Consider the following 21100-nt stretch of genomic DNA (forward strand, 5'->3'; position numbering starts at 1 on the left):
CCACCATCGGCCGACGCTTATCAGGCGGGCAATGCTGCCAGTGCATCGATCTCGATCAACATGCCATCGAGCGCCAGGCGCGGCACGGGGATCAGCGTGCAGGTGGGGAGCATCGCCCCGGCCCACGCCTGCTGGGCCTCGGCCACCCACTGGCGCAGGCGTGGCTCGCTGTGATCGACGATCAGCAAGGTGAGCTTGTACACATCGCCAAGCCCAGCGCCCTTGGCTGCCAGGGCGAGCCGCAAGTTGGCCAGCGCCTGCCGGGCCTGTACCTCGAAATCAGGCGCCAGGCGCCCCTGCGCATCTTCCCCGCCCTGCCCGGCTACCGCCAACAAGCGGCTACCTGGGCGCACCTCGGCGAGATGGGAATAGGCGTTAGGGCTCGGGTCGTAGAGCCCTTCAGGGTTGCACAGGGAGAATGCGGTGGACTGGGCCATGTGGGCGCTCCATCGTGGGAAAGAGCGCCGAAGTATCAAACCTTGGGTTAACTTGAGGTCAAGCCCAAATCATTTTTCCTCCAGCACAGCCCGCCCCTTCACCGCCCGCGGACCCCGCCAAGCCCAGACCAGCAAGCCTGGGAACGGTGCGTAAACCACGAATACGATCCACAGCATCTTGCGTTCGGCGCGTCGCTCGCTGCCGATGATGTGCCAGATGGCGAAAATTTCCAGGGCGATCACCGCAAGCGCGACGATGATCCAGATCGTTCCAATTTCCATGAACCTTCTCCCGTTGGCATGTACAGGGTTGGGTCATGCCCAGTGCCGAGGGTTCAACTGGATTTCGCCGCAGTGCCACGCATCAGTTGCCCAACGCTTGTAACGCGGCCTTGAGCAGCGCAGCGTCGGCATATTCACGCTGCTCCACCAGTACCCCGTGGTCCAGCGTCAGCCACAGCACCTGGCCTTCGGTCCCGGCATAGCGGCTGGCCACACGCCCGTCGCGGTCGAGCATCACCCGATAGCTGTAGTCACGCATGGCGGGGATGGCGAACAGCTTGCTGATCACGGCCGGCATGCGCTCGATGTCAGCGACGAACACCGCACCGCGGGCTTCGAGGTAACCCTTGGGCTGATCGGCCAACGCGGCCTTGACCAGCTTGGCACCGTCCATGTCGCGGGCCACCAGCAACAGGCGTGTGTCGGCATTCAAGCTGTAAGGCTGCTCATACTGGTCCAGCAGCGTCCACGGGGCCAGGCGCTCACCTGGCTCGACAGCATGGGCAATCAGGGGTAACAGGCTCAACAGCAGTGCGGCGGCATATTTCATGGCGGAACACGTCCTGGATCGATGGGTGGTCAGCATAGCGCAACCACGCCAGGGACTGCTCGGCGCGCGCGGTGTTGTCTTTCCGCGCGCCGCCTTGCACACTCATCGCGCCAGCCAGGAAACGGAGTCCGCAGTGCCCACACCACGCCAGTTCAGCAAGAAGGCCAGCACCAGCAATATGCTGCGGCTCAAGAACAACGAGGGTAACGCGCAGCGCCCCTACCGGGTCGACTTCGTGCTCCTCGAGCATTTTTCCATGGCCAGCTTTACCGTGGCCATGGATGTGTTGGTCACCGCTAACCTGCTGCGCGCCGAGAGCTTTGCCTTCACTGCGCTGTCGTTGGGCGGCGACCGGGTGCTCAGCGATCTGGGCCTGGAGCTGGTCGCCACACCCCTTGATGCGAGCAACCTGAAAGCACTCGATCTGCTGGTGATCTGTGGCGGTTTGCGTACGGCACTCAAGTATCCTGCCCTCGACCGCCTGCTGGGCGATTGCGCCGCCGATGGCATGACCCTGGGCGGGCTGTGGAATGGTGCGTGGTTCCTGGCCCGCGCCGGGGTACTCGATGACTATGGATGCAGCGTACACCCCGAGCAACGTGCCAGCCTTGCCGAATGCAGCCCGCAAACCCGCATCACGCCGGCCAGCTTCACCCTGGATCGCGACCGCCTGACTGCCGCCAGCCCCAACGGCGCCATGGAGTTGATGCTCGGGCTGGTGCGGCGCTTGCACGGCGACGCGCTGGCAGAAGGCGTGGAGGAGATCCTGTCGTTCTCCGGGGCGCGCTATCGTCAGGTTGGGCCGGGGGCGAAGAAGTCGATGAGCCTGCACCTGCGCACCATCGTCGAATTGATGGAGAACAACCTCGAGGAAACCCTCAGCCTGGATCAGCTGGCTGCCTATTCGGGCCGCTCGCGGCGGCAGATCGACAGGCTGTTCCAGGCTCAGCTCGGCACCTCGCCACGGCGTTACTACATGGAATTGCGCATCACCAAGAGCCGGCGCCTGTTGCAGTATTCGGACCTGTCGGTGATGGAGGTCGCGGTGGCCTGCGGGTTCGTCTCGGTCTCGCATTTCAGCAAGTGCTATGCGGCCTATTTCGGCTACCCGCCCTCGCGCGAGCAACGGCTGGGCGAATGAACCCAGCCCAACGGGCTAATGCCGGTCAGTGACCTTTCGCGGTTACTGGATTGGGCCGCTTAGAGCGGCCCTCTTGATCACCGCGCCACAATGGCCTGCAAACGCGCCCACAGCCGCTCGACATCCCCCCGCTCGGTCGGCAGTGCACCCACCGACACCCGCACCATCCAGCGGCCTTGCAAGGTCGCCGGGGTGACATACGCGTCACCGGACGCATTCAAACGCTCGGCCCAACCACGGGTATGCGCATCCAGCGCGTCCTCTTGCAACCCTTGGGGTCGATGGCGAATGCACAACGTCTGCAACTGCACCGGCGCCAACAGCTCCCAACCCTCGGCAGCCTCAACCTGCTCGGCCAGCCAACGCGCATTGTCCAAGTCGCGGCGCAGCCGCTGTTGCAGGGCCTCGACGCCTTCGCAGCGCAACATGAACCACAGCTTCAGCGCGCGGAACCTGCGCCCCAGTGGAATCCCCCAGTCACGCAGATTCTTCACCTCGCCATCGACCGCCGATTGCAGGTAGCTGGGGTTGGTGCTCATCACCCGGATCAGGTGCTGCGGATCACGCACGTAATAGATCGAGCAGTCGAAAGCCACTCCCAGCCACTTGTGCGCATTGACCACCACCGAGTCGGCCAGCTCGATGCCGTCCCACATCCAGCGACACTCGGGCAGGATCATCGCAGAGCCGGCCATGGCCGAGTCCACGTGCAGCCACAACTGGTGCGCCTGGGCGATCTCGCCAATCGGACGCAACGGGTCCAGTGCGGTGGTCGCGGTGGTGCCGGTGGTGGCGACCACCGCGCAGGGCTGGTTACCCGCCGCCAGGTCCTGGGCAATGGCCTCGCGTAACGCCTCCGGGCGCATAGCGAAATGCTCGTCGGTGGCGATCAGGCGGATGTTGTCACGCCCGAACCCAGCCAGCAGCGCGGCCTTGTCCACTGAACTGTGGGCGTGGGCGCTGACGTAGACGATCAGGGGCTTTGCCTGGGCTTGCAGGCCCCCGCGCACCAGCGCGTAATCGGTGCTGCGCTCGCGGGCGCAGATCAGCGCGACCAGGGTGCTGGTCGAGGCGGTATCCTGGATCACCCCGCTCCACTGGCTCGACAAGCCCAGCAGTTGGCGCAGCCAGTCCAGGGTCGTCTCTTCCAGCTCGCTCAGGGCCGGGCTGGACTGCCAGGACAGGCCGAGCACGCCGAGGCCCGTGCTGAGAAAGTCGCCCAGCACCGACGACAGCGTGCCGTTGGAGGGGAAGTAGCCGTAGAAGTCCGGGTGCTGCCAATGCGAAAGACCCGGCATCAACAAGCGCTCGACATCCTGCACAATCGCCTCGAAGGGCTCGCCCTGGAGGGGCGCCGCATCGGGCAAGGCGGCCTTGAGGTAACCCGGCTGAACCTGGGCCATCACCGGGCGCTCGGCGACGGTCTGGCGGTAGTCGGCGATCAGGTCGATCAGTTGGTGGCCGTACTGGCGAAATTGTTCGGGGGTCACGGGTCGCTCCTGGGGTTCGTGGATCACCTGTGCCGGCCCTTTCGCGGGTAAACCCGCTCCCACAGGTCACGCGTACCTAGAGCGGGTTTACCCGCGAAAGGGCTGGCACAGGCTCTGCTGGACTCCAGTCTAGGCGTCAGCTCTGCTGCGAATAACCCCGCTTCGCGCATAGCTGCTATGGCGAAGGCGCATGCCCGCCGTGTACACCGAACTGCGAGGCGCGCCACAGCTCGTAGACCCGATTGCGCAACCAGCGATGCTCGGCCGAGGCCTGCAGACGCTGGTGCCAGACCACCCAATAGCGCTGGGTGTGCTCGACAAAGCCCAGCGGTCGCCAGGCCAGGCCATGCAGACGGGCGAGCTGGCGGGCAATGTGCTCCGGCACCGTGGCCAGGGCCTCGCCCTGACCGATCACCTGCACCATGGCGCTGAAGAACGGCACCTCCAGGCTGATCCGCCGCTGCAAACCCTGGGCACGTAAGTGACGGTCGATGAAACTGTCCTTGTCGCCCCCGCCAGAGACGCGCACATGCTTGAAGGCCAGGTAGTCCTGCTGATCCAGCACTGCCCTTGCAGCGAGCGGGTGATCATGCCGCATCAGCGCCACCGCGCGGTCCTCGCCCAACAGGCGGCCGTGCAGGTTGGGCGGCGACTCATCGAACAGCGTGGTGGCCAGGTCGATCTCGCCACTGGCCAGCAGGGCATATTGCCCGGCCTGCCAGGTGCGGTATTCCAGCGACACACCGGGGGCCTCACGTTCGAGCGCCGCCACTAAACGCGGCAGCATGTGCTCAGCCACGTAATCCGAGGCCGCCAGGCAGAAGCGCCGCTCGCAGCGGGCAGGGTCGAACGCCGCCGGCTGACGCAGCGCGGCCAGTTCATCGAGCACCTGGCGCAGCGGCTCGACCAGGGTTTCGGCGTGCTCACTGAGCACGTAGCCACGCCCTTGACGCACCAGCAAAGGGTCGTCGAAGGCTTCCCGCAGGCTCGCCAGTTGACGGCTAAGGGCACTCTGGCTGCACCTCAGGCGCTCGGCGGCATGACTGAGATTTTTCAACTGCAACAGGCAGTCGAGGGTGCGCAGGTGGGCAAGGCTCAGGGAAGCGAAAATGGGGGTCATGGCGAGCTACGAAAACGCTCGCGGGGCAAGCCCGCGCGCAAAGGTGAGCGCTGGCTTGCCCCGCGATGGCGACATCCGGGTCAGTCCGTCAGGCCGACGTAGACGTTCTGTACGTCTTCGTTCTCGTCGATCGCTTCCAGGAACGCTTCGACCTCAGCCAGCGCCTCGGCGCTCAGGCTGGCGGCGCTCACCGGGTTCTTCGGGATGTAACCGATCTTCGCCGAGGTCACGGTGAAGCCCTGGTCAGGCAAGGCCTTCTGTACGGCGTCCAGGTCGGTGGTGTCGGTGATGAACAAGGTCGACCCCTCTTCTTCACCGGCTTCGAAGTCCTGGGCACCGGCCTCGATGGCGGCTTCTTCAGGATCTGCGGCGGCGTTCGGGGTGGCCTCGATCAAGCCTACGTGGTTGAAGTCCCAAGCCACCGAACCACTGGCGCCCAGTTGCCCCTTGCGGAACAGCACACGAATCTGCGCCACGGTGCGGTTGACGTTGTCGGTCTGGCACTCGACGATCAGCGGCACCTGATGGGGTGCGTAGCCTTCATAGGTGACAGCGGTGTACTGCACGGCATCGCCATCGAGGCCTGCGCCCTTGCGAATGGCGCGTTCGAGGGTTTCGCGGGTCATCGAGGCTTTCTTGGCCTGCTCCACCGCCAGACGCAGGCGCGGGTTCATGTCCGGGTCGGCGCCCGACTTGGCGGCGATCTGGATCTCCTTGGCCAGTTTGCCCATGATCTTGCCCTTGGCGTTGGCCGCGGTTTCTCTATGCTTGGCTTTCCACTGTGCGCCCATTTCAACTCTCTTGTTTCAAGGGCCGGTTCAGGAAGCGACCGGCCAAAAAGTGGGGAGAGTTTATACGCCCTCGCGACGCGGTTCGACAAGAAATCGCAGTAGCCGGCACGCAGCCCGGCCTGCGGTGGCACAGGCGGCTGCCCGCCTGCCCGCGCACCCTGCGGTCGTAACGGGTATCCCAGCGTCGTGCTGGGCTATGCAGCGACGTCGCTCACCCGCTCTACTGGCCCCATAACAACGACGGCGCGCCACGAGTGCGCCGCATATGCCCAGGCTGCCAGACCATCGGAGAGCACATCCATGTCCCGTCCCCATGAGGTTTCGCCCGCCACCTTGCGCCGAGTAATCGCCGCTTCGGCCATCGGTAACTTCGTCGAATGGTTCGACTTTGCCGTGTACGGATTCCTCGCCACGCTCATCGCCAGCCAGTTCTTCGAAAGCGATGACCCCAGTGTCGCCTTGCTCAAGACCTTCGCCGTATTCGCCGTGGCCTTCGCCCTGCGCCCGCTGGGCGGCATCGTGTTCGGCGCGCTCGGCGACCGGCTCGGGCGCAAGCGTATCCTGTCGCTGACCATCCTGCTGATGGCCGGCTCCACCACCTTGATCGGCCTGCTGCCGACCTACGCGAGCATCGGCGTGCTGGCGCCCGCGCTGCTGACCCTGGCGCGCTGCCTGCAGGGTTTTTCCGCAGGCGGTGAATACGCTGGCGCCTGCGCCTACCTGATGGAGCACGCCCCGCAGAACAAGCGCGCGTTCTATGGCAGTTTCGTACCGGTATCGACGTTCTCGGCGTTCGCCTGCGCAGCGGTGATCGCCTATGGCCTGGAAGCCAGCCTGAGCGCCGAGGCCATGAATGCCTGGGGCTGGCGTATCCCGTTCCTGGTGGCCGCACCGCTGGGGCTGGTGGGGCTGTACCTGCGCTGGCGCATGGAAGAAACCCCGGCGTTTCGCCAAGCCATCGCCGAAGGCAAGCAGCACGCCCATTCACCGCTGGCCGATACCCTGCGCCACCACGGCCGCACCATTCGCAACCTGGGTGCGTTCATCTCGCTGACCGCGCTGTCGTTCTACATGTTCACGACCTACTTCGCCACCTACTTGCAGACGGTTGGCCAACTGAGCCGCGCCCAGGCGCTGCTGGTATCCACCGTGGCGCTGCTGTTCGCCGCCGCCGGCTGCCCGCTGGCCGGCGCATTCAGCGACCGCGTAGGTAGGCGGAGGACCATCGGTTTCACCTGCATCTGGGTGATGCTGGCGGTGTTCCCGGCTTACTGGCTGGCCAGCTCCGGGTCGCTCAGCGGCGCGCTGCTGGGGGTGATCCTGCTGGCCATCGGCGCCTTGATGAGCGGCGTGGTGACTGCCGCGCTGCTGTCCGAGTGCTTCCCAACGCGCAGCCGCTACACGGCCTCGGCGATCACCTACAACGTGGCCTACACCCTGTTCGGCGGCACCGCACCGCTGATCGCCACGTGGTTGATCGAACAAAGTGGCAGCCGCCTGGCGCCGGCGTTCTACCTAGTGGTGATTGCACTGCTGGCATTGATCGGTGGCTTGGCGCTGCCGGAAACCTCGCGGGTGTCGCTGCATGACGAGCCTGTAGGCGAGGTGCCAGGCCAGGCAGAGCGGACCTGAAGCGTGAATCAGAACGGAGCCCATGTCGCCGGCAAGCCGGCGACATGGGCCCTCCCAGGCAGCCGTTTCAATCACAGCAATGCGCATAACGACAGTTCGCGACAAAACAATGTCTTACCGAGCCAAATAGCTATCCGGCATGGATTTTTAGGCTATTCAATATTTAATTTCGCATTAAGAAAATTAAATGGCGCCAATTTAAAGGCAACCCAAACACCCTTCAAACTCTCGTTTGAATATTTGCTGCATGCACCTGAAACAAAGTGATGGCAATTGCCCACCACCTCAGGATAGGATCCAAACAATCCCCCACTGTCCGGCCCGTCTCCCTGGTCGACAGCCCTAGAGCCAAGGATGACGGTGCCCATGCCAAGGACGTGCACACTTCGAAGGTTGTAGTCGTTTATCAGACTTTCATGAATTCGCTGGCACGCGCGCCTCAGTGTGTACTTGCCTGTTTGCCTGATGTTCATACCTAAAACGGAGTTTGAGTTATGGAACCGTTCGTGGGCGAAATTCGCCTGTTTGCTTTCGGCCGCATCCCCGAAGGTTGGCTGCCGTGTAATGGCCAACTGGTCCAGATCACTAATAACCAGCTGTTGTTCGCGTTGATCGGGACGACCTTCGGCGGCAACGGCTCGACCAATTTCGCCCTGCCAGACCTGCGCGGCCGTGTGGCCATCTCGCGCAACGATGTGGCTACCCCCCCGGTGGGTGCGCACACCGTCGGCAGCGTAGGTGGCCAGGAAACCGTGAGTATGACCATGGCGCAGATGCCCCAACATACCCACCTCGTCAATGCCAGCAACCTGTCGACCAACCAGGCCAGCCCTACCAACGGCTACTTTTCCTCCTCGACCACCGTCGATTACAGCGCGCCGTCGCAACCGGCCTATGCGGCCGCGGGCACGCAGATGGTCAGCCTGGCGCCGATAACAGTCGGCAGCGCCGGTGGTGCAGGCACGCCAATGAACAACGTTCAGCCGTTTCTCAGCATGAACTACTGCATTGCCACCGTTGGCTATTACCCACCTCACCCGTAACCCGAGCCTTATTGGAGAACATTCATGTCTGACGCCTGTACTGGTGAAGTTCGCCTGTTCGCCGGCCTCTATGCGCCGCAGAATTGGGGCTTCTGCGATGGCTCACTGCTGCGCATCAGCAATTACCCGGCACTCTACGCATTGCTCGGCACAACCTATGGCGGTGATGGTGTTGCGACGTTCGCCCTGCCGGACCTACGCGGCCGCATTCCGGTCAACCAGGGTCAGGGAAATGGCCTGACCAATCGTCCCTTCGGAAGTTTCGGGGGTAGCGAGACGGTAACGATCACAAACGACAACATGCCCGCCCACACCCATGGGTTCATCGCCACCAAAGCCACCGCCACCGAAACGGCGCCGGGCCCGACCCTGATGTTGGCCACGCTGACCAAAACCAATGTGGTGACCGGCCTGTACACGGACCCTGCACCCGTGACCACTCCGCCCACGCCTGCCACGCCTACCGTGCAACTGCATCCCAACGCGGTCGCGGTCGCCGGCGCCGGCGTACCGCGCAGCAACATCATGGGGTCGCTGGCGATGAACTACATCATCTGCCTGCAGGGCATCTACCCAACGTTCAGCTGACCAACTGCCACCTTTTCAGACGGAGTTACCTATGGAACCCTTTATCGGCGAAGTCAGGCTGTTCCCCTACCAGTACATCCCCCAAGACTGGGCGCTTTGCAATGGCGCGACCCTTAGCATCACGACCAACCAGGCGCTGTTCGCGGTGATCGGGACCACCTATGGTGGCGACGGCAGGAACACATTCATGCTGCCCAACCTCAACGGGCGCGCAGCGGTAGGGGCCGGTGCAGCAGTCACCGGGACCAACTGGCCGGCCGGCACGGCAGCCGGCGGCGACACCCTGCAACTGACCGTCAGCAACCTGCCGCCTCACAACCACACCTTGAACGTGGTCGCCGCAGTAAAGGCAAGTACCGCGATCAACACTCCGGCGAACAACGTCGTACCCACACAACCGACCCGGGTCGCGCTGTACAGCCCTGCACCCAATACCAGCTTGTCGCCGTCCACCTTGGCAACCGCAGGCAACTCGCAACCGATCTACAACATGCAGCCGTTCCTTACGCTGGTTTATTGCATCGCAACCACTGGGATCTTCCCGCCACACCAATGACGACCCTGGACGCACTCAACCAACTGCTGGGCGCAATGCCCGGCCACGCCCTCCCCGGCTTGCGCAGGCAGGCCGAGGAGGATGCGCCGTTGCTGCGCGAACTGTTCGTGGCACGCCGCTGGCAGGAATTCAGTGCCGCGCCCGGATGGAGCGATGCACAACGCCTGGTATTTCTGCATGGGCAGGCGCAGGCGCAGCGCCTGCACTATGAGCAACACTACCCGCGAGCCGACTTCCTGATCGTCGAGCACGCCACCCAAGCCATCGGTCGGCTGTGCCTGTCGCTCGAAAAACACCAGGTTCGTGTGGTCGACATTGCCCTGCTGCCGGCCTATCAGGGCCAGGGCCTGGGCAGCCAATTGCTCGGGGCGGTGCTCGCCCTGGCCGATCACCTGGGCAAACCCTGCGGCTTGAGCGTCGAACCTTCGAGCCCGGCTCATCGGCTCTACACCCGCCTGGGCTTCAAGGCCAGCGAAGATCAGGGCGTCTACCTGCAAATGCTCCGGCCTGTGCCGGCCGACACCACACGGAGCGCGCTCATGGACACCTAGCAGCCCTCTGCAGCCCGTACTGATCGGCGGACCGCAAGAAGCCCGGCCGCCCCAACCTCATTCGAACGACACGCGCTCCGTGATCGTCCATCGGCAGGATGCAGCATGAACGCACCGACCGCATACATGGCCCATTGGGCCCGTTATTTTTTGGCCCTGTGCCTGTTGACCCTGGCCACGCTGCTGTCGGCCCAGGCCCAAGCCGCGCCAAGCATCGTGAGCCCGAGCAAGGGCAGCACACTGACACCAGCGACCCTGAACCAGCCCTACAGCGTCACTTTTACCGCCACCTCCAGTGTGGTGATCGCAGGCTGGTACGAGTGCGACGTGAACGACCCCGGCTACACCGGGCTTGAAAAATGCCTGCCTGCTGGCCTGAGCCTCGCCGAGTCGGTCGGCAGCACCAGCACGACGCTTTCGGGTACGCCTACCGTAGCCGGCACCTATACCTTCCCGATTTCGGTCGCCGATGACAACTTCGATGCCGATGTGGGTAGCTACACACTGGTCGTCGGTAGCAGCGCCGCCCCTACCCTGACCGGCATCAGCCCCAACAGTGGTACCACCGCAGGCGGCACCAGTGTGACCCTGACCGGCACCAACCTGACCGGCGCCACCGCGGTCACCATCGGCGGCACCGCCGCCACCAACGTCACCGTGGTCAACGCCACCACCATCACCGCCACCACCCCGGCGCATGCTGCCGGTGTCGTCAACGTGGTGGTCACCACGCCAGGTGGCTCGGCCACCCTGACCAACGGCTTCACCTACGTGACGCCCACGCCGACCCTGACCGGTATCAGCCCCAACAGCGGCACCACCGCAGGCGGCACCAGTGTGACCCTGACCGGCACCAACCTGACCGGCGCCACCGCGGTCACCATCGGCGGCACCGCCGCCACCAACGTCACCGTGGTCAACGCCACCACTATCACCGCCACCACCCCGGCGCATGCTGCCGGTGTCGTCAACGTGGTGGTCACCACGCCAGGTGGCTCGGCCACCCTGACCAACGGCTTCACCTACGTGACGCCCACGCCGACCCTGACCGGTATCAGCCCCAACAGCGGCACCACCGCAGGCGGCACCAGTGTGACCCTGACCGGCACCAACCTGACCGGCGCCACCGCGGTCACCATCGGCGGCACCGCCGCCACCAACGTCACCGTGGTCAACGCCACCACTATCACTGCCACCACCCCGGTACATGCTGCCGGTGTCGTCAACGTGGTGGTCACCACGCCAGGCGGATCGGCCACCCTGACCAACAGCTTCACCTATGTGACGCCCACGCCGACCCTGACCGGTATCAGCCCCAACAGCGGCACCACCGCAGGCGGCACCAGCGTGACCCTGACCGGCACCAACCTGACCGGTGCCACCGCAGTCACCATCGGCGGCATCGCCGCCACCGGCGTCACCGTGGTCAACGCCACCACCATCACTGCCACCACCCCGGCACATGCCGCTGGCGCAGGCGACGTGGTGGTTACCACGCCGGGTGGCTCGGCCACCCTGACCAACGGCTTCACCTATGTGACGCCCACGCCGACCCTGACCGGTATCAGCCCAAACAGCGGCACCACCGCAGGCTCCACCAGCGTAACCCTGAGCGGCTCCAACCTGCTGGGCACCACCGGTGTCACCTTTGGCGGTACGGCAGCGACCGGCGTGACCATCAACAGCAGCACCTCGGTCACTGTCACCACCCCAGCACATGCCGCTGGCGCGGTGGATGTGGTACTCAGCACCGCAGGCGGCACGGCCACACTGGTCGCCGGCTATACCTTCGTCGCGCCCAACCCGCCCGTGGCCAATGCGGTCAACGTCACCCTGGCGGCCAACAGCAGCAGCAACGGCATCACCCTGAACATCACCGGCGGCGCCCCCACCAGCGTCGCCGTAGCCAGCGCTGCCAGCAACGGTACGGCCAACGCCAGCGGCACCGCGATCACCTACACGCCAAACGCGGGCTATTCCGGTGCCGACAGCTTCACCTATACCGCGCAGAACGCCGACGGCACCTCGGCACCAGCGACCGTGAGCATCACCGTGTCGGGGCCAAGCCTGACGATCACGCCGACCACCCTGCCCAACGCCACCGCCAGCAACAGCTACAGCCAGGCCCTGAGCAGCGCCAACGGCGGCGGCACCTACACCTACTCGGTGAGTGCCGGCGCCCTGCCGCCAGGCATCACCCTCGCTAGCAACGGCCAGTTCAGCGGCACGCCGACGGGAACCGGCACCTACTCCTTCACCATCAGCGTGCAGGACCAATACAACGGCACCGGCAGCCGGGCGTACAGCCTGACGGTCGATGCCGCGACCATCGCCATCACCCCGACCACCCTCGGCCCGCTGACCGTTGGCACGGCCTTCAGCCAAACCCTCAGCGCCAGTGGCGGCAACGGTAGCTACACCTGGACCTCCAGCGGCACGCTGCCGCCGGGCATCAGCCTGAGCAACAGCGGGCTGTTCAGCGGTACACCCTCCACAGCCGGCACCTACAACTTCACCGTCAACACCACCGACAGCCTGAGTTCGCCCGGCTCGCGCAGTTACAGCGTGACGGTCAACGAACAGGCGCCGATCGCCGCCAACTCGAGCTTGTCGGTACAAGGCGGCAGCAGCGCCAACCCGGTCACGCTGAACCTGAGCGGCGGCTCGGTGACACAGGTCACCATCGTCGCCAATGCCAGCAACGGCACGGCAACCGCCACCGGCAGCAGCGTCACCTACACTCCTAACGCAGGCTATGCGGGCAGCGACAGCTTCAGCTTCAGCGCCACCGGCCCAGGCGGCACCTCCAACGTTGCCACGGTCAGCATCACGGTCACCTCGCCGACCCTCAGCATCACCCCGAGCACCCTGCCCAACCCGACCCAAAACGTCGCCTACAGTCAAACCCTGAGCGCCAGCGGCGCAACCGCGCCGTATACCTTCAGCGTGGTTGCAGGCAGCTTACCGGCGGGGTTGAGCCTCTCCAGCGGCGGCGCCCTCAGCGGCACCCCAAGCGCCGTGGGCACGTTCACCTTCACCGTGCGCGCGCTCGACAGCGGCGGTTTCAGTACCCTCCAGGCCTACAGCTTCAACGTCGCCAACCCGACCCCGGTAACCGGTCCGGTGAGCGTCACGGTGGCAGCCAATAGCTCAGCCAACCCGATCACCCTGAACCTCAGTGGCGGCCCCGCCACCAGCGTCAGCGTGGCCAGCAGTCCGAGCCACGGCAGCACCTCGGTCAGCGGCACCAGCATCAGCTACACGCCCACCGCCGGGTTCTCGGGCAGCGACAGCTTCACCTACACCGCCACCGGCACGGGCGGCACCTCGGCAGCAGCTACGGTGAGCATCACCGTGCTGCCGCCAACCCTGGTACTCACCCCGGCCGGCGCAAGCCTGCCAGGGGCCACCCAGAATACGGCCTACACCCAGGCCCTGGGTGCCAGCGGAGGCACCTCGCCTTACAGTTATGCGGTCACCAGCGGCGCCTTGCCAGCCGGGCTGAGCCTGGACGCCAGCGGCGTCCTCAGCGGCACCCCGACGGCGTTGGTCACCAGTAACTTCACGGTCACGGTTACCGACGCCAACGGCGCCACCGGCAGCCGTGCGTATAGCCTTGAGGTGCAAGCTCAAACGGTGGTGGTGCCGCCGAGCAGCGAAACCATGGCACCCGGCGAAACCGCCACCGTCGACCTGACGCGCGGCGCCACCGGTGGTCCGTTCACCAGTGCCACGCTGCTGTCGGTGAGCCCACCTTCAGCCGGCACCGCGCGCATGACCGGCCCGTTCACCATGAGCTTCGTCCCGGCCGCCGCCTTCAGCGGTAGCGCTGTGGTGAGCTTCCGCCTGCTGGCCGCCAGCGGTAGCGTCGGCAACAGCTTCGTGACCTTCGCCGTGCAAGCGCGCCCTGATCCGACCCGCGACGCCGAGGTGATCGGCCTGCTCAATGCGCAGTCGCGCGCAGCCGAGCGCTTCGCCACTACCCAGATGGACAACTTCAACCGCCGCCTGGAGCAGTTGCACCGCCCCACCTGCGACCGCAACTCGTTCAACGCCAGCGTGCGCCATGGCCGCGATGACGTGAGCCTGGGCAGCCTGGGCAAGGCCCTACGCGACGAGCTGGAAGGCAACGGCAAGGGCGCCGACGAAGACGATGACGAGAAACGCCGGCAGGAACGCGACAGCTCCCGTGCCACCACCGGTGAATGCCGCGAAGAGGCCCTGGCGTTCTGGACCGACGGCTTCGTCAACACCGGTTCCAACCGTACCCGTGGCACCAAGGACAACAGCTTCACCACCTATGGCCTGAGTGCCGGCATGGACTATCGCCTCTCGCCACGCACGGTGGTCGGCGTCGGCTTCGGCTACGGCAACGACCGCGCCGACATCGGCGAGCACGACACCCGCAACGAAGGCGACGCACTGGGCCTGGCGGCGTACCTGAGCGTCAACCCGCTGTCGGAGGTGTATATCGATGCGTTGCTGGGCTACAACCGCATCAGCTTCGATTCGCGCCGCTACGTCACAGCCGATCCGTCCAACGGCTATGCCCGTGGTTCGCGCGATGCCGACCAGCTGTTCGCCTCGCTGACTGCCAGCTACGAGTACCGCCAAGGCCCGCTGTCGCTGGCCCCGTATGCGCGGATCAACAGCAGCTACACCAAGCTCGATGCCTACAGCGAACGAGGTGGTGGTGCGTTTGCCCTGGCCTACGAGGAACAGACCTTGCGCTACTTCACCTCGTTCCTGGGGGTACGCTCGGGCTACGACATCGACACCCGCTTCGGCGTGCTGACGCCACGGGTGGGCCTGGCCTGGGGTCACAACTTCAGCCGCAACGAGGACTACCGCATGCGCTATGCCGACCAGGGCAGCGGCGGTGTGCTGTACCGGCTGTCACCTGACCCGATGGACACCAACTTCATGGACCTGGACACCGGGCTCGACCTGAGCCTGGGGCGTAGCTGGCGTCTTGGCTTCTCGTACAAGACCGCGCTGGGCACCAATGAGCGCAACGAGATGTTCCGCATCGGGCTGGATGGCAAGTTCTGACCGGCAGCTAAAATGCAGAAGGCCGCTGCCTTGCGGGAGCGGCCTTGCCGGGGCGCCGGACCGGCCGGAAAGGGCTGCGTAGCAGCCACATCGGTATTGCATGAAGCTGAAATCCTGGGGCCGCTGCGCGGCCCTTTCGCGGCACAAGGCCGCTCCTACAATATCCGCGTGAGCCTTTGAGTCCTGGCTTACGCGGTCGTGTAGGAGCGGCCTTGTGTCGCGAAAGGGCCGCAAAGCGGCCCCAACTACTTGTACTGCTGGCTAGCGCTCAGTGCAGGTCGAAGCGGTCCAACTCCATTACCTTCACCCACGCTGCCACGAAGTCCTTGACGAACTTCTCCTGGGCATCGCTGCTGCCATACACCTCGCTCAGCGCACGCAACTGCGCATGCGAGCCGAACACCAGATCAATCCGGGTGCCGGTCCACTTCACCTGGCCTGTCTTGCGATCACGGCCCTCGAAGGCGTCGTTGTCAGCCGAGGTCGGCTTCCATTCCACGCCCATATCCAACAGGTTGCGGAAGAAATCGTTGCTAAGCACACCGACCTTGTCGGTGAACACGCCATGCTGGCTACCGCCATGATTGGCGCCCAGTACACGCAGGCCACCGATCAGTACGGTCAGCTCTGGCGCAGTCAGGGTCAGCAACTGAGCCTTGTCCAGCAGCAGCTTCTCGGCTTTGACGCTGTAGCGCGCCTTGCTGAAGTTACGGAAACCATCGGCCAGCGGTTCGAGTACAGCGAACGATTCCACGTCGGTCTGCGCTTGGGAGGCATCCACACGCCCTGGGCGGAACGCCACGCTGACACTGTGCCCGGCGTCCTTGGCGGCCTTCTCCACCGCGGCGCTGCCGGCGAGCACAATCAGGTCGGCCAGGGAGACATGCTGGCCACCGGCCTTGAATTCGTCGCGAATCTTCTCCAGCGCCGCCAGCACCTTGTCGGTGCCTTGGTTGGCGGCCCAGCTCTTCTGTGGTTCAAGGCGCAGACGACCACCGTTGGCGCCACCGCGCTTGTCCGACCCCCGGAAGGTAGAGGCCGCAGCCCATGCCGTCGACACCAGCTCGCTGACGCTCAGACCCGACGCCAGGACCTTGGTCTTGAGGGCGGCGATGTCCTGCTCGCTCAGCACCGGGCCATCGGCCTTGGGCAGCGGGTCCTGCCACAGCAGCTCTTCGTTGGGCATTTCCGGGCCCAGGTAGCGCGCCAGCGGGCCCATGTCGCGGTGGATCAGCTTGTACCAGGCGCGGGCGAAGGCGTCGGCGAGCTGCTCGGGGTTATCCTTGAAGCGCTTGGCGATGGGACCATAGATCGGGTCGAAACGCAGCGCCAGGTCCGAGGTCAGCATCATTGGCGCGTGCTTCTTCGACGGGTCGTGGGCATCCGGCACGGTGCCGGCGCCCTTGCCATCCTTGGGCCGCCACTGGTGCGCACCGGCTGGGCTCTTGGTCAGCTCCCACTCGAAGTTGAACAGGTTGTTGAGGTACTCGTTGCTCCAGCGGGTTGGGGTCGAGGTCCAGGTCACCTCCAGGCCGCTGGTGATGGTGTCGCCACCCTTGCCGCTGCCGAACGTGTTGGCCCAGCCAAAGCCCTGCAGCTCAAGGCCCGCCGCTTCCGGTTCAGGCCCGACGTTGTCGGCGGGGCCGGCGCCGTGGGTCTTGCCGAAGGCGTGGCCACCGGCAATCAAAGCCACGGTTTCTTCATCGTTCATGGCCATGCGGCCGAAGGTGTCGCGGATATCCTTACCCGAGGCCACCGGATCCGGGTTGCCTTCCGGGCCTTCGGGGTTGACGTAGATCAGGCCCATCTGCACGGCGGCCAGCGGGTTTTCCAGGTTGCGCTCACCGGCCAAGGTGCGGCTCTGCTCCTCACCATGCTTGGCCGGCTCCGCTACCAGATCGCCCTGGCCGGGCGGCTGGGCCTTGCCGTAACGGGTGTCGCCGCCCAGCCAGACTTTTTCCGAGCCCCAGTACACGTCCTCGTCCGGCTCCCACACATCTGCGCGCCCGCCCGAGAAACCGAAGGTCTTGAAGCCCATGGACTCCAGAGCCACGTTGCCGGTGAGTACGATCAGGTCAGCCCAGGAGATCTTGTTGCCGTACTTCTGCTTGATCGGCCACAGCAGGCGCCGGGCTTTGTCCAGGCTGACGTTGTCCGGCCAGCTGTTGAGCGGCGCGAAACGCTGCTGACCAGACCCCGCGCCGCCTCGCCCGTCGCCGATGCGGTAGGTGCCGGCACTGTGCCAGGCCATGCGGATGAACAGCGGACCATAATGACCGAAGTCGGCAGGCCACCAGTCCTGGGAATCGGTCATCAGGGCCGTGAGGTCTTGCTTGAGGGCCTGGAAATCGAGGCTCTTGAACGCTTTGGCATAGTCGAAACCCGGATCCATCGGGTCGGACTTGCTGGAGTGCTGGTGAAGGATCTTCAGGTTGAGCTGGTCAGGCCACCAGTCACGGTTACTGGTGCCGCCACCGGCGGTTTGATGGAACGGGCATTTCGATTCGTTCGACATCTGCTTGTACCTTTTGGGTCGGGTCTGCTCATCAGGTGTCGTCGGTCTGAACCGACAAGCGGGTTTGCCAAAATCTCAGGACAGCGCTGGCTGGGTCTTGCACCCAGGTGCTCAAGCGCCAGACGCATCGGCATTTCACGGGGCCACGGAAAAGACTAGCCGAGCTTGGCCAGAGGTCTAATAGAGCCGCTATTGAGTGCCGATAGCCTGCGCACATCGGTACAAGCCAGGCGCGGCCGATCTGTGCTTGAATCGAGAGTCTTACTCCGTCCAAGGCCCCTGTGCATGAACCGCAACGACCTGCGCCGCGTCGACATGAACCTGTTGGTGGTGTTCGAAGCCCTGATGCTCGAACGCAACCTGACCCGCGTGGGCGAAAAGCTGTTCATCACCCAACCTACGGTGAGCGCTGCCCTGGCGCGCCTGCGCGACCTGTTCGACGACCCGTTGCTGATCCGCAACGGCCGGGCCATGGAGCCCACGCCCCGAGCCATGCAGATTTTCCACGAACTGGGCCCGGCCATGGACGTAATTTCCGCGGCAATCAGCCGTGCCAAGGCCTTCGACCCGGCTAGCAGCTGCAATGTGTTCCGTCTGGGCCTGTCGGATGATGCCGAGTTCGGCCTGTTCCCTGCCCTGCTCGAAGCGTTACGCCGTGAAGCGCCACAAATCAGCGTGGTGGTGCGCCGCGCCAACTTTCTATTAATGCCGGGGCTGCTGGCCAGCGGCGAAATCTCAGTGGGTGTCAGCTACACCACCGACCTGCCGGCCAACGCCAAGCGCCGCAAGCTACGCGACATTGGCGTACGAGTGCTGCGCGCCGACGACCGGCCAGGGCCGCTGACCCTCGACGAATACTGCAACCGCCCTCACGTGATGGTGTCGTTTTCTGGCGACATGAGCGGCAACATCGACCTGGACCTAGCGCGCATAGGCCGCTGCCGCAAGGTGGTGTTGGCGGTGCCACAGTTCGGCAGTCTGCGGGCACTGCTGCGCAACACCGAGATGATCGCCACCGTCCCCGACTACGCCGCCTGTGCCCTGGCCGACGACGGCAGCTTGCGGGCAGACCCTGCGCCGTTCGAGATCAGCGAAGCGGAGCTGTCGATGGCCTGGAACAGCGCCCACGACAACGACCCCGCTGAACGCTGGCTGCGTGAGCGTATCCTGCACTTCATGAGCAGTGCCCGCTGAATCATCGATCCTGTCGATAGCGACCATGCCTGCCATCGAGTTCCGTCGATGGCCGCAGACGACGAAGATAGCGCCATTGGATCTTCGACGAGGCACTCACCATGAAAACCGGCATGCTCGCCGCCCTGCTGGCCCTGTTCGCGACGCTCGCAGGCTGCACCAGCCCTTCGACCAGCCAGGGGCACTTCTACTCAGCCACGGAACTGTCCAGCGTGTCCCTCAGCCATGGCCAGCATGTGGCAGTGTTGCTAGGCCGCAACGCCGCCGCCACCCTGGACTACCTACAGCGCCACCACGACGCCGCCGCACCGGCTAATGGCCAGGCCACCCCGGTGGCGACCCTGGGTGGTAACCAGGCGTACAACTGGCTGGCCAACTCCCTGGCCCAGCAGTTCGCCGAGGTGACGTTCTACGAAGACCTCGACACCCTGCTGGCCGACCGCCCCGATGTGATCGTGCTACTGGACACCCAGAGCCGCGTGGCGAGTGGCCCTGGCGGCGATATCCAGGCCAGTGTGGTCGCGCGATTCTTCGACGAGCAATTAACGTATATCGGGCGTGCCGAAGGCGTGGCGCGCCAGGCGGCGCAAGGCGCCACGGTGCTGCGCCAACTGGCCGCCGTACAGGCGGTGCAGGCCGACGCGCTAAAACAGTTCGATGCGTCACTGCACCGGCTGATGCAAGGAGCCGCCTGAGCCGCGCACCGACTGAAGACGCCAGCCAGCATCCTCGCACTGGCGCAACGGCAGCGGTGAGCTGCCGCCCGAGCAGCGCCGGTAATCACCTGCGAACAGGCGGTTACTGCGTCTGCAAGCCCTGCGTATGCACAACATAACCGGCGCTGCCCCCCACGAACACCGCGAAGCAGCACGCATGCAGTGTCAGAAAGCACTATCCCAGGATGAATAAATAGTTATAAGATAACGTTTCATTTGACATCCATTCCTGCCTGCGACCTTTCCAGATGACAAGCGCTTCAGCCACCCCCACCCTGCTTACCCAGCGCCTGCAGAGCATCGACGCCCTGCGTGGCCTGGTGATCCTGTTCATGCTGCTCGACCACGTACGTGAGACCTTCTTCCTGCATCGCCAGGTCAACGACCCGATGAACGTCGACATCACCGAACCCAGCCTGTTCGCCAGCCGCACCCTGGCACACCTGTGCGCGCCGGTGTTCGTGCTGCTGACCGGCCTGTCGGCATGGCTGTATGGCGAGAAGCACCAAGGCCGGGGCGATGTCTCGGCGTTCCTGTTCAAGCGCGGGCTGTTCCTAGTGGCGCTGGAGTTCACCCTGGTGAATTTCGCCTGGACCTTCCAACTGCCACCCAGCGTGATCTACATGCAGGTGATCTGGGCCATCGGCGTGAGCATGATCGCCCTGTCACTGCTGGTGTGGCTGCCGCGTGCGGCGCTGGTGCTGCTGGGGGTCGCGATTGTCGCTGGGCATAACCTGCTCGATGGCCTGCACTTTGGCCCGGACTCGGCAATGCACGTGCCGTGGGCCATCCTGCATGACCGCGGCTGGCTGGAGGTATCCGACAGCCTGCGCCTACGCACTTCTTATCCGGTACTGCCGTGGATCGGGGTGATCACACTCGGTTATGCCCTGGGGCCGTGGTTCGGCCGCAACAGCCAGGCCTGCGTGCGTCAACGGCGCCTGCTGCTGGTCGGGGCTGGCGCGCTGTTGGGCTTTGCGGTGCTGCGTGCGTTCAATGGCTATGGTGAAGCGCCATGGCACAGCTACCCGTCATTCACCCAGACCCTGATGAGCGTGTTCAACGTCACCAAGTACCCACCTTCGCTGCTGTTCCTGAGCCTGACTCTGGGCTGCGGCCTGCTGTTGCTACGCGGCTTCGAGCGTGCAGGCACTGCACGCTGGATTGGCGTGCTGGCGGTATTCGGCGCCGCGCCGATGTTCTTCTACCTGCTGCACCTGTATGAGCTGAAGGTACTGTACGTGGCCTGCGTGGCACTGTTCGGGCTCAACCAAGGCGAGTACTTCGGCTTCAACGGCATCGCGGCGGTATGGCTCGCAGCAGTGCTGCTGGCCATCGCGCTGTACCTGCCGGTGCGCGCATTCGCCCGCCTGAAAGCCCGGCGCCGCGATATTGCCTGGCTCAAGTACCTTTGAAGACGCGCTGCGCGCTTCAAGTGGCTA

At 64.7% G+C, this 21100-nt stretch carries 18 protein-coding genes; 11 read left to right on the top strand and 7 right to left on the bottom strand.

Features of this window, described 5'->3' with window-relative positions; translation table 11 throughout:
* Positions 1 to 20: 20 nt before the first annotated feature.
* The 3 genes from FEM01_RS04275 to FEM01_RS04285 form a co-directional block, all read right to left on the bottom strand.
* Positions 21 to 437: a RidA family protein gene (locus FEM01_RS04275; RefSeq protein ID WP_138218023.1), complete on the bottom strand. Its 417-nt coding sequence runs from the start codon at positions 435 to 437 to the stop codon at positions 21 to 23.
* A gap of 69 nt (positions 438 to 506) precedes the next feature.
* Positions 507 to 719 carry a PLDc N-terminal domain-containing protein gene (locus tag FEM01_RS04280; RefSeq protein WP_138218024.1) on the bottom strand — a complete coding sequence of 71 codons (213 nt, stop codon included), beginning with the start codon at positions 717 to 719 and terminating at the stop codon, positions 507 to 509.
* 82 nt (positions 720 to 801) lie between these two features.
* Positions 802 to 1269, bottom strand: coding sequence for an FAD/FMN-containing dehydrogenase (locus tag FEM01_RS04285; RefSeq protein WP_138218025.1), 468 nt, complete (start codon positions 1267 to 1269; stop codon positions 802 to 804).
* Between the two features lie 133 nt (positions 1270 to 1402).
* On the opposite strand from FEM01_RS04285, the gene FEM01_RS04290 reads away from it, so the two are divergent.
* On the top strand, positions 1403 to 2410 hold the full coding sequence (locus tag FEM01_RS04290) for a GlxA family transcriptional regulator (RefSeq protein WP_138218026.1): 1008 nt from the start codon (positions 1403 to 1405) through the stop codon (positions 2408 to 2410).
* Between the two features lie 77 nt (positions 2411 to 2487).
* On the opposite strand, the gene FEM01_RS04295 is transcribed toward FEM01_RS04290, so the two are convergent.
* From FEM01_RS04295 to FEM01_RS04305, 3 genes are all read right to left on the bottom strand, one after another.
* A complete protein-coding gene (locus FEM01_RS04295; protein ID WP_138218027.1) occupies positions 2488 to 3900 on the bottom strand; it encodes a DOPA decarboxylase in 1413 nt (470 codons plus the stop codon).
* 175 nt (positions 3901 to 4075) lie between these two features.
* The gene (locus FEM01_RS04300) at positions 4076 to 5020 is read right to left on the bottom strand and encodes a LysR family transcriptional regulator (protein ID WP_138218028.1); all 945 of its coding nucleotides are present in this window, start codon (positions 5018 to 5020) and stop codon (positions 4076 to 4078) included.
* Positions 5021 to 5100: 80 nt separating this feature from the next.
* Positions 5101 to 5811 (bottom strand): YebC/PmpR family DNA-binding transcriptional regulator, encoded by a 711-nt coding sequence (locus FEM01_RS04305; protein WP_138218029.1) that lies wholly within the window; start codon positions 5809 to 5811, stop codon positions 5101 to 5103.
* A 300-nt stretch (positions 5812 to 6111) separates the two neighbouring features.
* Between FEM01_RS04305 and FEM01_RS04310 the strand changes: the two genes are divergently transcribed.
* The 7 genes from FEM01_RS04310 to FEM01_RS04340 all read left to right on the top strand — a co-directional run bounded on the left by FEM01_RS04310 (position 6112) and on the right by FEM01_RS04340 (position 15233).
* The gene (locus FEM01_RS04310) at positions 6112 to 7443 is read left to right on the top strand and encodes an MFS transporter (protein ID WP_138218030.1); all 1332 of its coding nucleotides are present in this window, start codon (positions 6112 to 6114) and stop codon (positions 7441 to 7443) included.
* A 3-nt stretch (positions 7444 to 7446) separates the two neighbouring features.
* Entirely contained in the window at positions 7447 to 7710 is a 264-nt protein-coding gene (locus FEM01_RS04315) for a hypothetical protein (protein WP_138218031.1), read from the top strand.
* Between the two features lie 227 nt (positions 7711 to 7937).
* Positions 7938 to 8486, top strand: coding sequence for a phage tail protein (locus FEM01_RS04320; RefSeq protein ID WP_138218032.1), 549 nt, complete (start codon positions 7938 to 7940; stop codon positions 8484 to 8486).
* A gap of 24 nt (positions 8487 to 8510) precedes the next feature.
* The gene (locus FEM01_RS04325) at positions 8511 to 9074 is read left to right on the top strand and encodes a phage tail protein (protein WP_138218033.1); all 564 of its coding nucleotides are present in this window, start codon (positions 8511 to 8513) and stop codon (positions 9072 to 9074) included.
* Positions 9075 to 9105: 31 nt separating this feature from the next.
* Positions 9106 to 9630 carry a phage tail protein gene (locus FEM01_RS04330; RefSeq protein ID WP_138218034.1) on the top strand — a complete coding sequence of 175 codons (525 nt, stop codon included), beginning with the start codon at positions 9106 to 9108 and terminating at the stop codon, positions 9628 to 9630.
* Entirely contained in the window at positions 9627 to 10181 is a 555-nt protein-coding gene (locus FEM01_RS04335) for a GNAT family N-acetyltransferase (RefSeq protein WP_138218035.1), read from the top strand. The genes FEM01_RS04330 and FEM01_RS04335 overlap by 4 nt, the downstream gene beginning before the upstream one ends.
* Before the next feature lie 105 nt (positions 10182 to 10286).
* Entirely contained in the window at positions 10287 to 15233 is a 4947-nt protein-coding gene (locus FEM01_RS04340) for an IPT/TIG domain-containing protein (RefSeq protein WP_138218036.1), read from the top strand.
* A 268-nt stretch (positions 15234 to 15501) separates the two neighbouring features.
* On the opposite strand, the gene katG is transcribed toward FEM01_RS04340, so the two are convergent.
* Positions 15502 to 17748, bottom strand: coding sequence for a catalase/peroxidase HPI (gene katG / locus FEM01_RS04345; protein WP_138218037.1), 2247 nt, complete (start codon positions 17746 to 17748; stop codon positions 15502 to 15504).
* A gap of 285 nt (positions 17749 to 18033) precedes the next feature.
* On the opposite strand from katG, the gene FEM01_RS04350 reads away from it, so the two are divergent.
* The 3 genes from FEM01_RS04350 (at position 18034) to FEM01_RS04360 (ending at position 21073) form a co-directional block, all read left to right on the top strand.
* Complete coding sequence (locus FEM01_RS04350; protein WP_138218038.1) at positions 18034 to 18942, top strand: LysR family transcriptional regulator; 909 nt, start codon at positions 18034 to 18036, stop codon at positions 18940 to 18942.
* 101 nt (positions 18943 to 19043) lie between these two features.
* Positions 19044 to 19637: a hypothetical protein gene (locus FEM01_RS04355; RefSeq protein WP_138218039.1), complete on the top strand. Its 594-nt coding sequence runs from the start codon at positions 19044 to 19046 to the stop codon at positions 19635 to 19637.
* Positions 19638 to 19906: 269 nt separating this feature from the next.
* On the top strand, positions 19907 to 21073 hold the full coding sequence (locus tag FEM01_RS04360) for a DUF1624 domain-containing protein (RefSeq protein ID WP_138218040.1): 1167 nt from the start codon (positions 19907 to 19909) through the stop codon (positions 21071 to 21073).
* The last annotated feature ends 27 nt before the right edge of the window (positions 21074 to 21100 follow it).

The sequence above is a fragment of the Pseudomonas mosselii genome (assembly GCF_005796105.1).
In the GTDB taxonomy this organism is placed as follows: Bacteria; Pseudomonadota; Gammaproteobacteria; order Pseudomonadales; family Pseudomonadaceae; genus Aquipseudomonas; species Aquipseudomonas mosselii_C.

What these genes read in the sequence shown, in the direction of transcription:
- FEM01_RS04275 (WP_138218023.1), bottom strand. Translation starts at nt 437, where the DNA reads ATGGCCCAGTCCACCGCATTCTCCCTGTGCAACCCTGAAGGGCTCTAC.
- FEM01_RS04280 (WP_138218024.1), bottom strand. Translation starts at nt 719, where the DNA reads ATGGAAATTGGAACGATCTGGATCATCGTCGCGCTTGCGGTGATCGCC.
- FEM01_RS04285 (WP_138218025.1), bottom strand. Translation starts at nt 1,269, where the DNA reads ATGAAATATGCCGCCGCACTGCTGTTGAGCCTGTTACCCCTGATTGCC.
- FEM01_RS04300 (WP_138218028.1), bottom strand. Translation starts at nt 5,020, where the DNA reads ATGACCCCCATTTTCGCTTCCCTGAGCCTTGCCCACCTGCGCACCCTC.
- FEM01_RS04305 (WP_138218029.1), bottom strand. Translation starts at nt 5,811, where the DNA reads ATGGGCGCACAGTGGAAAGCCAAGCATAGAGAAACCGCGGCCAACGCC.
- FEM01_RS04310 (WP_138218030.1), top strand. Translation starts at nt 6,112, where the DNA reads ATGTCCCGTCCCCATGAGGTTTCGCCCGCCACCTTGCGCCGAGTAATC.
- FEM01_RS04320 (WP_138218032.1), top strand. Translation starts at nt 7,938, where the DNA reads ATGGAACCGTTCGTGGGCGAAATTCGCCTGTTTGCTTTCGGCCGCATC.
- FEM01_RS04325 (WP_138218033.1), top strand. Translation starts at nt 8,511, where the DNA reads ATGTCTGACGCCTGTACTGGTGAAGTTCGCCTGTTCGCCGGCCTCTAT.
- FEM01_RS04330 (WP_138218034.1), top strand. Translation starts at nt 9,106, where the DNA reads ATGGAACCCTTTATCGGCGAAGTCAGGCTGTTCCCCTACCAGTACATC.
- FEM01_RS04335 (WP_138218035.1), top strand. Translation starts at nt 9,627, where the DNA reads ATGACGACCCTGGACGCACTCAACCAACTGCTGGGCGCAATGCCCGGC.
- FEM01_RS04340 (WP_138218036.1), top strand. Translation starts at nt 10,287, where the DNA reads ATGAACGCACCGACCGCATACATGGCCCATTGGGCCCGTTATTTTTTG.
- katG (WP_138218037.1), bottom strand. Translation starts at nt 17,748, where the DNA reads ATGTCGAACGAATCGAAATGCCCGTTCCATCAAACCGCCGGTGGCGGC.
- FEM01_RS04350 (WP_138218038.1), top strand. Translation starts at nt 18,034, where the DNA reads ATGAACCGCAACGACCTGCGCCGCGTCGACATGAACCTGTTGGTGGTG.
- FEM01_RS04355 (WP_138218039.1), top strand. Translation starts at nt 19,044, where the DNA reads ATGAAAACCGGCATGCTCGCCGCCCTGCTGGCCCTGTTCGCGACGCTC.
- FEM01_RS04360 (WP_138218040.1), top strand. Translation starts at nt 19,907, where the DNA reads ATGACAAGCGCTTCAGCCACCCCCACCCTGCTTACCCAGCGCCTGCAG.